The sequence below is a fragment of the Streptomyces sp. NBC_01296 genome, assembly GCF_035984415.1.
Classification (GTDB): domain Bacteria; phylum Actinomycetota; class Actinomycetes; order Streptomycetales; family Streptomycetaceae; genus Streptomyces.
In genome coordinates this window covers 2,773,317-2,787,569 of the sequence record NZ_CP130720.1, presented here as the reverse complement: position 1 = coordinate 2,787,569, position 14,253 = coordinate 2,773,317, and the positions used below count along the sequence as shown (strand labels likewise).

9 protein-coding genes are annotated in these 14,253 nt (G+C 72.8%); 7 read left to right on the top strand and 2 right to left on the bottom strand.

Features of this window, described 5'->3' with window-relative positions:
• Positions 1–16: 16 nt before the first annotated feature.
• From OG299_RS12275 to OG299_RS12265, 3 genes are all read left to right on the top strand, one after another.
• Positions 17–1,435 (top strand): NAD(P)/FAD-dependent oxidoreductase, encoded by a 1,419-nt coding sequence (locus OG299_RS12275; RefSeq protein WP_327361515.1) that lies wholly within the window; start codon positions 17–19, stop codon positions 1,433–1,435.
• Positions 1,436–1,600: 165 nt separating this feature from the next.
• Entirely contained in the window at positions 1,601–2,065 is a 465-nt protein-coding gene (locus tag OG299_RS12270; protein ID WP_327361514.1) for a hypothetical protein, read from the top strand.
• 97 nt (positions 2,066–2,162) lie between these two features.
• A complete protein-coding gene (locus OG299_RS12265) occupies positions 2,163–3,965 on the top strand; it encodes a chitinase (protein ID WP_442817587.1) in 1,803 nt (600 codons plus the stop codon).
• Here OG299_RS12265 and OG299_RS12260 read toward each other — a convergent pair.
• Together OG299_RS12260 and gabT are read right to left on the bottom strand one after the other, a co-directional pair.
• The gene (locus OG299_RS12260; RefSeq protein ID WP_327361512.1) at positions 3,962–4,495 is read right to left on the bottom strand and encodes a phosphatase PAP2 family protein; all 534 of its coding nucleotides are present in this window, start codon (positions 4,493–4,495) and stop codon (positions 3,962–3,964) included. The two genes, OG299_RS12265 and OG299_RS12260, sit on opposite strands and share 4 nt — an antisense overlap.
• 382 nt (positions 4,496–4,877) lie before the next feature.
• Complete coding sequence (gene gabT, locus OG299_RS12255; RefSeq protein WP_266636277.1) at positions 4,878–6,224, bottom strand: 4-aminobutyrate--2-oxoglutarate transaminase; 1,347 nt, start codon at positions 6,222–6,224, stop codon at positions 4,878–4,880.
• Positions 6,225–6,472: 248 nt separating this feature from the next.
• Here gabT and OG299_RS12250 point away from each other — a divergent pair, with 248 nt between their 5' ends.
• From OG299_RS12250 to OG299_RS12235, 4 genes are all read left to right on the top strand, one after another.
• Positions 6,473–8,584 (top strand): ATP-binding protein, encoded by a 2,112-nt coding sequence (locus OG299_RS12250; RefSeq protein WP_327361511.1) that lies wholly within the window; start codon positions 6,473–6,475, stop codon positions 8,582–8,584.
• A gap of 100 nt (positions 8,585–8,684) precedes the next feature.
• Positions 8,685–10,265 (top strand): PucR family transcriptional regulator, encoded by a 1,581-nt coding sequence (locus tag OG299_RS12245; RefSeq protein ID WP_327361510.1) that lies wholly within the window; start codon positions 8,685–8,687, stop codon positions 10,263–10,265.
• A gap of 177 nt (positions 10,266–10,442) precedes the next feature.
• Positions 10,443–11,888: an aldehyde dehydrogenase family protein gene (locus tag OG299_RS12240; protein WP_327361509.1), complete on the top strand. Its 1,446-nt coding sequence runs from the start codon at positions 10,443–10,445 to the stop codon at positions 11,886–11,888.
• 347 nt (positions 11,889–12,235) lie between these two features.
• Positions 12,236–14,188, top strand: a complete 1,953-nt coding sequence (locus OG299_RS12235; RefSeq protein ID WP_266636271.1) for an acyl-CoA dehydrogenase family protein — start codon at positions 12,236–12,238, stop codon at positions 14,186–14,188.
• Positions 14,189–14,253 lie beyond the last annotated feature (65 nt).

Sequence of the window (14,253 nt, the reverse complement as noted above, 5' to 3'; positions counted from 1 at the left end):
TAGGGAGTTGGAAGCCATGGCCCCAGTCGCCATGCGAAGTGTTGCCCAATCGCTTTCCGAAGCACTGCCGGTCTCGTACTGGCTGGACGACCCCGGCAAGCCCGCCGCGCAGCCGGCGCTGACCTCGGACGAGGCCTGCGACCTGCTCGTCATCGGCGGCGGGTACAGCGGACTGTGGACGGCGCTGATCGCCAAGGAGCGCGACCCCGCCCGGGACGTCGTCCTGATCGAGTCGAAGGAGGCGGGCTGGGCCGCCTCCGGACGCAACGGAGGCTTCTGCGCCGCCTCCCTCACGCACGGCCTCGCCAACGGCATGGCCCGCTGGCCGGGCGAGCTCGCCAAGCTGGAGGAGCTGGGAGCCCGCAACCTCGACGAGATCGAAGCGGCCATCGCCCGCTACGGCATCGACTGCGACTTCGAGCGCACCGGCGAGATCGACGTCGCCACCGAGCCCCACCAGGTGGAGGAGCTGCGCGAGCTGTACGAGGAGGCCGGGAAGCTGGGCCTCGCGGCCGGCTCGCGCTGGCTGGACCGCGAGGATCTGCGCGCCGAGGTCGACTCGCCGACGTTCCTCGCGGGCCTGTGGGACACCGACGGCGTCGCCATGCTCAACCCCGCCAAGCTCGCCTGGGGCCTGAAGGAGGCCTGCCTGTCGCTGGGCGTGCGGATCTACGAGAACACCCGCGGGCTGTCCCTGGCCGCCTCGGGCGCCGGAATGGCCGTACGCACCCCGTACGGGCGGATCTACGCCCGGCGGGTGGCGCTGGGCACCAACATCTTCCCGTCGCTGGTCAAGCGGATCCGCCCGTTCACGGTCCCGGTCTACGACTACGCGCTGATGACCGAGCCGCTGACCGCCGACCAGCTGACGGCCATCGGCTGGAACAACCGCCAGGGCCTGGGCGACAGCGCCAACCAGTTCCACTACTTCCGCATCACCCCGGAGAACCGCATCCTGTGGGGCGGCTACGACGCCATCTACCCCTACCGCGGCAAGCTCGACTCCGAGTACGACCACCGCCCCGAGACGTACCTGAAGCTCGCGCAGCACTTCTTCAGCGCCTTCCCGCAGCTGGAGGGCATCAAGTTCAGCCACGCCTGGGGCGGGGCCATCGACACCTGCTCGCGCTTCTCCGCCTTCTTCGGCACCGCGCACGGCGGCAAGGTCGCCTACGCGGCCGGCTACACCGGGCTCGGGGTCGGCGCCACCCGCTTCGGCGCCGACGTGATGCTGGACCTGCTGGACGGATCCCGCACCGAGCGGACCGAGCTGGAGATGGTGAAGTCCCGGCCGATGCCGTTCCCGCCGGAGCCCTTCGCCTGGACCGGGATCACGCTCACCAAGTGGTCCCTGGCCCGCGCGGACGCCCGCGGCGGCCGCCGCAACCTGTGGCTGAAGGCCCTGGACAAGCTGGGCCTGGGCTTCGACAGCTGACCGGAGCCCATGACCGCACGACTCCCCGCACGCCCCCGGCGCACGCCGCGGTTCATACCGTGAGCCGTTTCACCACCACGGGGTGGCGAAACCCGCGTCATCGCAGGGCCCGGCCCCGCTCTCTCCCGGTGAGGACACCTCATCCCAGGGAACGGAGGCCGGGCGATGCAGGGCTCGGAGATCAGGACCGCGGTGGAATGGCTCGTGTCGGTGGCGCCGGATCCCGACGCCTGCCGGTGGGAGTGGGAGCGCAACCCCCTCGGGGTCGCCCTGCTGCCCGCCGGCCGGCACTGGGACGTGCTGATCCTGCCGGGGGAGCTGGGGCAGGCAGCCCTCGACGTCCTGACGCAGTTCCTGCACCCGCCCGGGCCGGTGCTCGCCGATTTCGCCGACTCGCGGATGGGCTTCTTCGTGCCCCCCGGTACGGCGTCCCGCTGGATCGGCACAGGCGTACGGGGAGCCGGGCGCGGGACCTGGATCGTGGTCCCGTACCCCGGCCGGCACACGGGCGGGGTGCGCTGGCTGGTGGTCCCGGACGGCTGTGGGACGCTCACCGATCCGGTGCTGCTGGAGCTCGCGATGCACGAGGCCGCGGCCCGGGCGGTGGGGGAGGAGAGCCGGAAGCCTTGACAAGGGCATTGGTCTGGACCATGTTGGGCGCCGCTGCCGCTTCACCGGCGGCCTGGCTCCATCCCCCCATGTTCCGGAGGCAGTTGTGCGCAGACCCCTGTCCTTTCTCACCGCTGCCGCCCTCGCGGTGGCCGGCTTCCTCGCCGCGGGCCCGCCGGCCGCCGCGGCCGACGCCGACCTCGCCCGCAACGGCGGCTTCGAAGCCGGACTCGACGGCTGGAGCTGCTCGGCCGGCAGCGGAGCCGTCGTCACCACCCCCGTCCACGGCGGCAGTTCCGCCCTCAAGGCCACCCCGGCCGGCCAGGACAACGCCCGCTGCTCCCAGACCGTCACCGTCAAGCCCGATGCGACGTACACGCTCGGCGCCTGGGTGCAGGGCGCGTACGTCTACCTCGGCGCGGCCGGGACCGGCACCACCGACGTGTCCACCTGGACGCAGACCCCGGGCGCCTGGAAGCAGCTGAGCACGACCTTCCGTACGGGCGCGGCCACCACCTCCGTGACGATCTACACGCACGGCTGGTACGGCCAGCCGGCCCACCTCGCGGACGACGTCACGCTCGTCGGCCCCGACCCGGGCGGCACCGGCCCCGGCCAGCCCCAGCCCCCGGCCGCCCCCACCGGCCTGACCGCATCCGGCGCCACCGCGAGCAGCATCGACCTCTCCTGGGCGGCCGCGTCCGGCGCCACCTCGTACAAGATCCACCGGGACGGTGCCGCGCCCGTGAGCGTCACCGGGAGCTCGGCGACGGTCACCGGACTCGCCGCGTCCACCGCGTACACCTTCCAGGTCAGCGCGGTGAACGCGGCCGGCGAGTCCGCGAAGAGCGCCCCCGTCTCGGCCTCCACGACGAGCGGCGGAGGCAACCCGGGCAACCCCGGCCTGCCGGCCCACGCCCTGGTCGGCTACCTCCACGCGAGCTTCGCCAACGGCTCCGGCCACGTCCGGATGGCCGACGTCCCCGCCTCCTGGGACGTCATCAACCTCGCGTTCGGCGAACCGACGTCGGTGACCTCGGGGGACATCCGCTTCTCGCTCTGCCCGGTCGGCGCATGCCCGAACGTGGAATCCGCGGCCGAGTTCAAGGCCGCCATCAAGGCCAAGCAGGCGGCCGGCAAGAAGGTCCTGATCTCGATCGGCGGCCAGAACGGCCAGGTCCAGCTCGCCACCACGGCCGCCCGCGACACCTTCGTGTCCTCCGTCAGCAAGATCATCGACGAGTACGGGCTCAACGGGCTCGACATCGACTTCGAGGGCCACTCGCTCTCCCTGGCCACCGGCGACACCGATTTCCGCGCCCCCACCACCCCGGTGATCGTCAACCTGATCTCGGCCGTCAAGACGCTGAAGGCCGAGTACGGCCCGGACTTCGTCCTGACCATGGCCCCGGAGACCTTTTTCGTCCAGCTCGGCTACCAGTACTACGGCTCCGGCCCCTGGGGCGGCCAGGACCCGCGCGCCGGCGCCTACCTCCCGGTCATCCACGCCCTGCGCGACGACCTCACCCTGCTCCACGTCCAGGACTACAACTCGGGCTCGATCATGGGCCTCGACAACCAGTACCACTCCATGGGCGGCGCGGACTTCCACATCGCCATGACCGACATGCTGCTCACCGGCTTCCCGGTCGCGGGCAACACCGCGCGCGTCTTCCCGCCGCTGCGCCCGGACCAGGTGGCGATCGGCCTCCCGGCCACGACCAACGCGGGCAACGGCCACACCCCGCCCGCCGAGGTGAACAAGGCGCTGGACTGCCTCACGAAGAAGACCGACTGCGGGACCTACGCGACGCACGGCACCTGGCCCGCCCTGCGCGGCCTGATGACCTGGTCGATCAACTGGGACCGGTTCGGCGGCTGGGAGTTCAGCCGCAACTTCGACACCTACTTCGGCGGCTAGCCGCCGAAGTGCCGAGGCGGTCCGACAGCGCGGCGTACGGCGTGGGTGACGGCCAGCAGCAGGGGCGTGCACAGGAAGCAGCTGGCCAGGACGTCCAGGGGCCAGTGCCAGCCGCGCAGGATCAGGCCGGTGGCCGTGGCGGCCGTCAGGAGGAGGGCCGCGGCGAGCGGCCAGGGGCGTCGCGCGTACGGGGAGATCAGCAGGGCCGCGCCGAGGTAGGCGACGGCCGAGGTGGCGGTGTGGCCCGAGGGGTAGTAGCCGGCGGCCCAGGGTTCCAGGGGCCCCGGGCGGGCGGTCCACGTCTTCAGCGGCACGATCACGGCCGGGACCAGGGCCATGGCCAGCCCGGCGGTCAGGGCCGGGGTCCAGGCGCGGGAGCGCCGGACGGAGTACGCCATCGCCAGCACCAGGACCGGTACGGCGACCTGGACGTTGCCGAGGTCGGAGAGGCGCTCGGTGACGGAGTCGGGGACGGTGCGGACCAGGGCGCGGCTGAGGCGCTCGTCCGGCGTGAGCAGCGGGCCCGACACCAGGACCTGCCAGGTCGTCAGGGCGAGTCCCAGCAGGGAGAGGAGGAGGAAAATGGCCGGCCGTCCCGGAACAGGGGGGATGGTTCCGGGACGGCCGCCCGGATCGGGTTGCCGGGCGCCCCGGGGGGTTTGGGGCGAACGGCCGTCCGATCGGTGAGGAGTGTGCGCGAACGCAGGCCCAGTGCGGCGCTGGGGAAGCCCGGTACTGGTGTCGCCCCCGGTTTCCCGGGAGCGGGGTGTCTCACTCATCTGCAGAAACCGTACGGCAGCGGAAAGGGGACCGACAGCAGGAACGCGCTCCTGCCATCGGCCCCCCACATCTTCTTCACAGGCTCCGCCCGTTACCGGGGGTACCGGCGGGCTCTCGTGTTCGGAAGGTCGCTCAGACGTCCGTGCCGATGGCCGCGAACGCAGCCTCGATGAGGTCCAGGCCCTCGTTCAGCAGGTCCTCGCCGATGACGATCGGGGGGAGGAAGCGGAGCACGTTGCCGTAGGTGCCGCAGGTGAGGACGAGCAGGCCCTCGGCGTGGCAGGCCTTGGCGAGCGCGCCGGCCGCCTCCGGGAACGGGGTCTTGGACACCGGGTCCTTGACCAGCTCGATCGCGATCATGGCGCCGCGGCCGCGGATGTCGCCGATGATGTCGTACTTCTCCTGCATGGCCGTCAGGCGGGCCTTCATGACGGACTCGATCTTCTTCGCCGCGGCGTTGAGGTCGAGCTCCTTCATGGTCTCGATGGAGCCGAGCGCACCGGCGCAGGCCACCGGGTTGCCGCCGTAGGTGCCGCCCAGGCCGCCCGCGTGCGCGGCGTCCATGATCTCGGCGCGGCCGGTCACGGCGGCGAGCGGCAGACCGCCCGCGATGCCCTTGGCGGTGGTGATGAGGTCCGGGACGATGCCCTCGTCCTCGCACGCGAACCACTGGCCGGTGCGGCAGAAGCCGGACTGGATCTCGTCGGCGACGAAGACGATGCCGTTGTCGTTGGCGAACTTCACGAGCGCCGGCAGGAAGCCCTTGGCCGGCTCGATGAAGCCGCCCTCGCCGAGGACCGGCTCGATGATGATCGCGGCGACGTTGTCGGCGCCGATCTGCTTGGTGATCTGGTCGATCGCCTGGGCGGCGGCCTCGGGGCCGCAGTTCTCGGCGCCGGTGGGCCAGCGGTAGCCGTAGGCGACCGGGACGCGGTAGACCTCGGGAGCGAACGGGCCGAAGCCGTTCTTGTACGGCATGTTCTTCGCGGTCAGCGCCATCGTCAGGTTCGTACGGCCGTGGTAGCCGTGGTCGAAGACGACGACGGCCTGGCGCTTGGTGTACGCGCGGGCGATCTTGACGGCGTTCTCGACGGCCTCGGCACCGGAGTTGAACAGCGCCGACTTCTTCGCGTGGTTGCCCGGGGTCAGCTCGGCCAGCGCCTCGCAGACCTCGACGTAGCCCTCGTACGGCGTGACCATGAAACAGGTGTGGGTGAAGTCCGCGAGCTGCGCGGAGGCGCGGCGCACGACGGCCTCGGCGGAGGCGCCGACGGAGGTCACGGCGATGCCGGAACCGAAGTCGATGAGGCGGTTGCCGTCGACGTCCTCGATGATGCCGCCGCCCGCGCGGGCCGTGAAGACGGGGAGCACGGAGCCCACGCCGCCGGCGACCGTCTCGAGACGGCGGGCCTGCAGCTCCTGCGACTTGGGGCCGGGGATCGCGGTGACGATGCGGCGCTCCTGCGGGACAGCGGTCATAGAGGGCTCCTGGGGGGTGTTTTCGGACGCACTTGTGTCTTTGTCCGCAGGCTAGGCCCGGGGGAGGGGGTACGGCATGCTCCGTTCGGGAGTGGTGCCCGCGTGTCCTTGTCCGTGACGGCCATAGGAAGGACATGCCGCATGTCTTGTGGACGCTGCGGAAGTACAGGCCGGTACGGGCCCACGGCCGCCTCCGGGCAACTACATTGAGCGACGCAGCGCAGGCACGGGCAGGGGGCAGGGGTTTCATGGACACCGACGGCACGTACGGCACGGACGAGAAGCGGCCGCCGCGCGCCGGGCACGTCCCGCGCCCCGCCGGCCCGCCGCCCGCACTCCCGCCGAAGCCCGCCCACGCCCCCGCCGGCCCCGGCCCGTCCCTCACGGACTGGCTGCGCACCCCGCGGAGCTCCGACGGGCCCGGCGTGTGGACGTACGGACACGTGCCGCGCGCCGCCGAGGAGCCCGAGCGGACCCCGACCCGACAGCTGATCAGCGGTGCGCTGATCGCCCTGCTCGCCGGGCTGCTCCTGTGGTCCCTGCTGTGGAACGGCTACCTGGGCGGCTTCTGGCTCTGGCCGCTCTACATGTTCACGCCCGACTCCTGGGCCGGGAAGCTGCCCTCCGTGGTGGCCTCCTACATCTGGTACGGCCTGGTCATCGCCATCCTGGTCATCGGCTTCGGGCGGCTCGGCCGCTGGCCCGAACTGGCCCGCCGGATGCTCCGCAGCCGTGCCGTACAAGCCGTACAGGCCGCCGTCCCCGCCCGGCCCGAGGAGGGCGGTCCCGATGATCCCGTCGGGTGGCCGCAGGTTCGGGGGGCCGGGCTCGGGGAGACTGCCGACCGGCTCGGGGCCGAGGTCGGATCCGGGCGGATGAACGACGTCGACTACGCGCGGATCCGGCGCGCCTGGGAGTCCGTACGGGCCGAGCCCGCGCGGGCCACGGCCTTCGCCGACGCCGTGCGCGACAAGGGCGCGGCCGCCTGCGTCCACCCCTCCGGTGCCCGGGACCTGCCCGTCCGGGCCGCGCGGCACGATCTGCTGGCCCGGCAGGTGCTGCTCGGCACGGTCGACGACAGCGAGCGCAACCCGTACGGCCGGCGCGGCACCCGCTTCGCCCTCGACCCCGCGGTGCTCGGCACCTCGCTGCTCGCCGTCGGCCCGTCCGGCGCGGGCAAGACCCGGCAGCTGGTGCGGCCCGTCGTCGAATCGCTCGCCCTCCAGGCGCTGGCCGGCCAGGCCGCCGTCATCGCCGTCGCCTCGGCCGGCGCCCAGCTCGGCCCGGACACCGCGTACGACGTCGTGGTACGCGTCGGCGACCCCGACTCCGTCTACGACCTCGACCTCTACGGCGGCACCACCGATGCCGACGAGGCGGCCACCCTGCTCGCCGAAGCCTTCGTCGGCGACGTCCCCGGCCTGGAGGTACGCCGGGCCGCGACGGCCCTCGCCCAGCTGCTCGGCCCGTTCCGTGCCGCGTACGGCCGCTTCCCCGCCGTGCCCGAACTGCGCGAACTGCTCGACCGGGTGCCCGAGGCCCTCGGCGGCCTGCGCACCGCCCTCGAAGCCGCCGGGCAGCAGGTGATGCTCCGCGAACTCGACGCACGCGAACGGCAGTACGCGGCCCAGGGCGACCCGGGACCGGCCCTCGCCGACCGGGTGGCGCTGCTCGACCGGCCCGCCTTCGCCGGCTTTTTCGACACCACCGGGCAGGGGCGGCCCTTCTCGCTGCGCGCCCTGGAGCACCCGCTGCGCGTTCGCATCGACCTGCCCGAGCGCGGGCACGCCGACGCCTCCCGGATCCTGGCCCGGCTGCTCCTCGCGCAGTTCAACGCCTCCGCCGCGGCCCGCGCCGACCGCTCCCTGTTCGCGTTCCTCGCCTTCGACGACGCCTCGCACACCCTGACCCCGCAGACCGTGCGGGGCCTGCAGCGGCTGCGCTCGGCGAACGCGGGCGTCCTGCTGACGCTGCGCACGCTGGACGACGTACCGGAGGCGCTGCGCACCCCGCTGCTCGGGGCGGTCGGCTGCCGGATGGCCTTCTCCGGGGTCACCACCTGGGACGGCAAGCGCTTCGCCGAGGCCTGGGGCACCGAGTGGGTGGAGACGCGCGACGTCACCCACCGGACCGTGTTCGCCGACCAGCCGCTGACCCGGGCCATCCACGCCTTCCGCAAGCTGGTCACCGGCAAGGCCGTGACCACGGACGCGGTGACCGTGCGCCAGGTGGAGCGGGAGCGGTGGTCGGCCTCCGAGCTGGCGCACGCCGTACCGCCCGGGTACGCGGTGCTGTCGCTGACCTCGGTCAAGGGAGAGCGGGCGGCTCCGCTGCTGGTCCGGCTGGCCGCGACGGGCTGAGCCGACCCGTACGAGGTGGCAGAATCGAGGGGAGTCGTTTCATACGACAAGGCGAAATTCCGCGCCGCGCCCCTCCTTCCTCAAAGGCCCCTGGTACCCGATGCCGCTCACCCTCGCCTCGCTCGTCCAGCACTCGGCGCTCAAGCTCAGCGTCCGGGCGGGGGAGGGCCGCCTCGACACCCCCGTCCGCTGGGCCCACGTCAGCGAGCTCGCCGACCCCGTCCCCTATATGGAGGGCGGGGAACTGCTCCTGATCACCGCGATGAAGCTGGACGCGGAGGATCCGCAGGAGATGCGCCGGTACGTACGCCGCCTCGCCGCGGCCGGGGTCGTCGGCATCGGCTTCGCCGTCGGCGTGAACTACGAGGCCGTCCCGGAGGCGCTGGTCGAGGCCGCGCGGGCCGAGGACCTGCCGCTGCTGGAGGTGCCGCGCAGGACCCCGTTCCTCGCGATCAGCAAGGCCGTCTCCGCGGCCCTCGCTGCGGACCAGTACCGCGCGGTGACCGCCGGCTTCGAGGCGCAGCGGGAGCTGACCCGTGCCGCGCTGTCCGCCGACGGCCCCGCCGAGCTGCTGTCGAGGCTGGCGGCGCACGTGCACGGCTGGGCCGCCCTGTACGACACCTCGGGCGCGGTGGTCGCGGCCGCCCCGGAGTGGGCCGCCCGGCGGGCCGCCCGGCTGACCCCCGACGTGGAGCGGCTGCGGGAGCGGCCTGCGCCGGCGAGCGCGGTGGTGGGCGGCTCGGAGGACCGGGTCGAGCTCCAGTCGCTGGGGACGGGCCGGCGGGCCCGCGGCGCGCTCGCCGTCGGCACCGGAGCCCCGCTGGGCACGGCCGAGCGGTACGCCGTGCACTCGGCGGTCGCCCTGCTGACCCTGACCACCGAGCGGTCGAGGTCGCTGCACGACGCCGAGTCCCGGCTCGGGGCGGCGGTGCTGCGGATGCTGCTGGACGGGGAGGCGGAGCACGCCCGGGCGGTGGCCGGGGACCTGTACGGGGCGCTGCTGGAGGCGCCGTTCCGGCTGATCGTGGCGGAGCCTGCGCTGCCGGGGACGGCGCAGCCGGAGGGGCTGGCGCTGCTGGCCGACGCGGTGGAGTCGGCGGCGGCCCGGGCGGGGGAGGCGCTGCTGGTGGTGCCGGAGCCGGGGCGGCTGGTGGTGCTGGCGGCCGACGGGGGCGCGGCGGTGCAGGCCTGCGCGGACCACGCGGAGGCGCTGGAGTCGCGGCGCGGGCGGGAGACGACGGGTCCGGAGCCGGACGAGCTGGTGGTCGGCCTGTCCGCTGCCGCGGTGCCTTCGGGGGTTTCGGCGGCCTTCAAGCAGGCCGACCAGGCGCTGGTCGTGGCCCGGCGGCGGGGCCGGCCGATGGTGGAGCACGAGGACCTGGCGGCGGGGTCGGTGCTCCCGCTGCTGGCGGACGAGGCGGTACGGGCCTTCGCGGACGGCACCCTGCGGGCGCTGCGCGAGCACGACGAGAAGGGGCGGGGGGATCTGGTGGCCTCGCTGCAGGCGTGGCTGTCGCGGCACGGGCAGTGGGATGCGGCGGCGGCCGACCTGGGCGTACACCGGCATACGCTGCGGTACCGGATGCGGCGGGTGGAGGAGATCCTGGGCCGCTCCCTGGACGACCCGGACGTCCGCATGGAGCTGTGGCTCGCCCTCAAGACCACCTCGCCCGCGGCCTAGCCACCAGGTTGCCGCCGCTCGCCGCTGCCGCCGCCGCGCGGGACCGGCGCGGCGACAGTGACAAAGCGGCGCGGCCGGTGCTCGGCACACTCCACCCCGGATAAACGCCGAATCCCGGACGGAGTCCTACGGTGGAGGGGACAAGGACCCGCACACATCCGAAGGGCCGGGATTCGCATGACTTCCACCCACGCCTTCTGGCTCGCCGGCCGCCAGGCCACCGGTCAGGACAGCTTCGACGTCCACTCCCCGTGGGACGGCCGCCTGGTCGGTAGCGTCAGCGTGCCCACCGATGCGCAGGTCGAAGAGGCCGTGGCCGCGGCGTCCGCCGTGACGGCCGAGTTCTCCGCGACTCCCGCCCACGTCCGTGCCGCCGCCCTGGACCACGTGTCCAAGCGGCTCGCCGAGCGCACCGAGGAGATCGCCCAGCTGATCTCCGCCGAGAACGGCAAGCCCATCAAGTGGGCCCGCGGTGAGGTCGGCCGCGCGGTGTCCGTGTTCCGCTTCGCCGCCGAAGAGGCCCGCCGCTTCAACGGCGGCGAGGCCCAGCGCCTCGACACCGACGCCGGCGGCGTCGGCCGTCTCGCCCTGACCCGCCGCTTCGTCAAGGGCCCGGTCCTCGGCATCGCGCCGTTCAACTTCCCGCTGAACCTGTGCGCCCACAAGGTGGCCCCGGCCATCGCCGTCGGCGCGCCGATCATCCTGAAGCCGGCCCCGGCCACCCCGCTCTCCGGTCTGATCCTGGGTGAGCTGCTCGCCGAGACCGACCTCCCGGCCGGTTCCTGGTCGGTCCTGCCGGTCGCCAACGACAAGATGCCGGCCCTGGTGAAGGACGAGCGCCTGCCCGTCATCTCCTTCACCGGCTCCGACAAGGTCGGCTACGCCATCCAGCAGTCGGTGCCCCACAAGCACTGCACCCTGGAGCTCGGCGGCAACGCCGCCGCCGTGGTCCTGGACGACTGGTCCTCCGAGGCCGACCTCGACTGGGCCGCGACCCGTATCGCGACCTTCTCGAACTACCAGGCCGGCCAGTCCTGCATCTCCGTGCAGCGCGTGATCGCCGACGCCTCCGTCTACGACCGCCTCGTCGAGAAGGTCGTCGCGAAGGTCCAGGCCCAGGTCACCGGCGACCCGTCCGACTCCGCCACCGACGTCGGCCCCCTCGTCTCCGAGGACGCCGCCAAGCGGGTCGAGTCCTGGGTCGACGAGGCGATCTCCGCCGGAGCCAAGCTGCTCACCGGTGGCAAGCGCGAGGGTGCCTCGTACGAGCCGACCGTCATCGCCGACCTGCCCGCCGACACCACCCTCGCCGTCGAGGAGGTCTTCGGGCCGGTGCTGACGCTGACGAAGGTCGAGAACACCGACGAGGCCTTCGCCGCCGTCAACGACTCGAAGTTCGGCCTGCAGACCGGCGTCTTCACCCGGAACATCCAGACCGCGTTCCGCGCCCACCGCGAGCTCGAGGTCGGCGGTGTGATCGTCGGCGACGCGCCGTCCTACCGCGCCGACCAGATGCCGTACGGCGGCGTCAAGCAGTCGGGTGTGGGCCGCGAGGGTGTCCGCTACGCGATGGACGACTACACGTACGAGCGAGTCCTGGTCCTGACCGGCCTCGACATCTGATTCTCGTACGGCCCAAAAGCCGACGGCCGGAGCCTACTGTGCGGGGGCTCCGGCCGTCCCCTTTTCCCCTTTTGGGCCCGGTTCGCCTCCGGGGCGCCTTTGCCGGCTCCAGGAGGCCGTGCGTCCTGGAACACCGCTCGCACCTCGCGGTTTTCTCCGGGTGCTCGCCCTCCTTCGCCGGCGCGCCCCTTCGGCTCACTCGCCAGGCGGTAGCCCGGCGGCCGGACTCGTTTTCCCTCACTCGGACCGCCCCGGCTTTTCCCGGAGGGCCGGAGAGGGTACGACTCACAGGTAGCACCGGCCAGTAGGCCGGTACCACCGACTCCGGCGGCGAGGTGAGTCCCCTCATGTCCGCAACACAGCCCGCACAGCCCAAGGTGACCGAGCGCGAGGCACGGCAGGTCGCGGAAGCGGCCCGGGAACAGGACTGGCGCAAGCCCAGCTTCGCCAAGGAACTCTTCCTGGGGCACTTCCGGCTCGACCTGATCCACCCGCACCCGATGCCCGCGGACGAGGACGTCCGGCGCGGCGAGGCCTTCCTGGCCCGGTTGCGGGCGTTCTGCGAGACCGAACTCGCAGACGGCCTCGCTGCGCGCATCGAGCGCGAGGCCAAGATCCCCGACGAGACCGTGCGCGGGCTCAAGGAACTCGGGGCCCTCGGCATGAAGATCGACCCCAAGTACGGGGGCCTGGGCCTCACCCAGGTGTACTACAACAAGGCGCTGGCCCTCGTCGGCTCGGTCAGCCCCGCCATCGGGGCCCTGCTCTCCGCCCACCAGTCGATCGGCGTCCCGCAGCCGCTGAAGATGTTCGGCACGCAGGAGCAGAAGGAAACCTTCCTGCCGCGCTGCGCGACCACCGCCATCAGCGCCTTCCTGCTCACCGAGCCGGACGTCGGCTCCGACCCGGCGCGGCTGGCCACCACCGCCGTCCCCGACGGCGAGGACGGGTACGTACTCGACGGGGTGAAGCTCTGGACCACCAACGGGGTCGTCGCGGACCTGCTGGTGGTGATGGCCCGGGTGCCGAAGTCGGAGAACCACCGCGGCGGGATCACCGCCTTCGTCGTCGAGGCCGATTCCCCCGGGATCACCGTCGAGCACCGCAACGCCTTCATGGGCCTGCGCGGCCTGGAGAACGGCCTCACCCGCTTCCACCGGGTCAGGGTGCCCGCCTCGCAGCGCATCGGCGCCGAGGGCGCCGGGCTCAAGATCGCGCTGACCACCCTGAACACCGGCCGGCTGTCCCTGCCCGCCATGTGCGTCGGCGCCGGGAAGTGGTGCCTGAAGATCGCCCGCGAATGGTCCGGCGTCCGCGAGCAGTGGGGCCGCCCGGTCGCCAAGCACGAGGCCGTCGGCGCCAAGATCTCCTTCATCGCCGCCACCACCTTCGCCCTTGAAGCCGTCGTCGACCTGGCCTCCCAGATGGCCGACGAGGACCGCAACGACATCCGCATCGAGGCCGCCCTCGCCAAGCTCTACGGCAGCGAGATGGCCTGCCTGATGGCCGACGAGCTCGTCCAGATCCGCGGCGGGCGCGGCTTCGAGACCGCAGAATCGCTGGCCGCCCGCGGCGAGCGCGCCGTCCCCGCCGAGCAGATGCTGCGCGACCTTCGCATCAACCGGATCTTCGAGGGATCCACCGAGATCATGCACCTGCTGATCGCCCGCGAGGCCGTCGACGCCCACCTGTCGGTCGCCGGCGACCTCATCGACCCCGAGAAGGCGCTCGGCGACAAGGCCAAGGCCGGAGCCCGCGCCGCCGGGTTCTACGCCCGCTGGCTGCCCAAGCTCGCCACCGGCCCCGGCCAGGTCCCCGGCGCGTACCGCGCCTTCCACCCCGGCGGCCACCCCGACCTCTCCGTCCACCTGCGCTACGTCGAGCGCAGCGCCCGCAAACTCGCCCGGTCCACCTTCTACGCCATGTCCCGCTGGCAGGGCCGCATGGAGACCAAGCAGGGCTTCCTCGGCAGGATCGTCGACATCGGCGCCGAACTCTTCGCGATGAGCGCGGCCTGCGTGCGCGCCGAGCACCTGCGCGCTTCCGGCGACCACGGCCGCGAGGCCTACCAGCTGGCCGACGCCTTCTGCCGGCAGTCCCGGATCCGCGTCGAGGAGCTCTTCGGCCGGCTCTGGTCCAACACCGACGACCTGGACCGCAAGGTCGTCGCCGGGGTGCTCTCCGGCACCTACACCTGGCTCGAGGAGGGCGTGCTCGACCCCTCTGGCGACGGCCCCTGGATCGCGGACGCCACCCCCGGCCCGTCGACTCAGAAGAACGTCCACCGCCCCATCCGCTGACCTGCGATCATCGCCGGGTGCCCGTCAGGCGTACGACACTGGCGACAGGGAAACCCGGGGAAGCG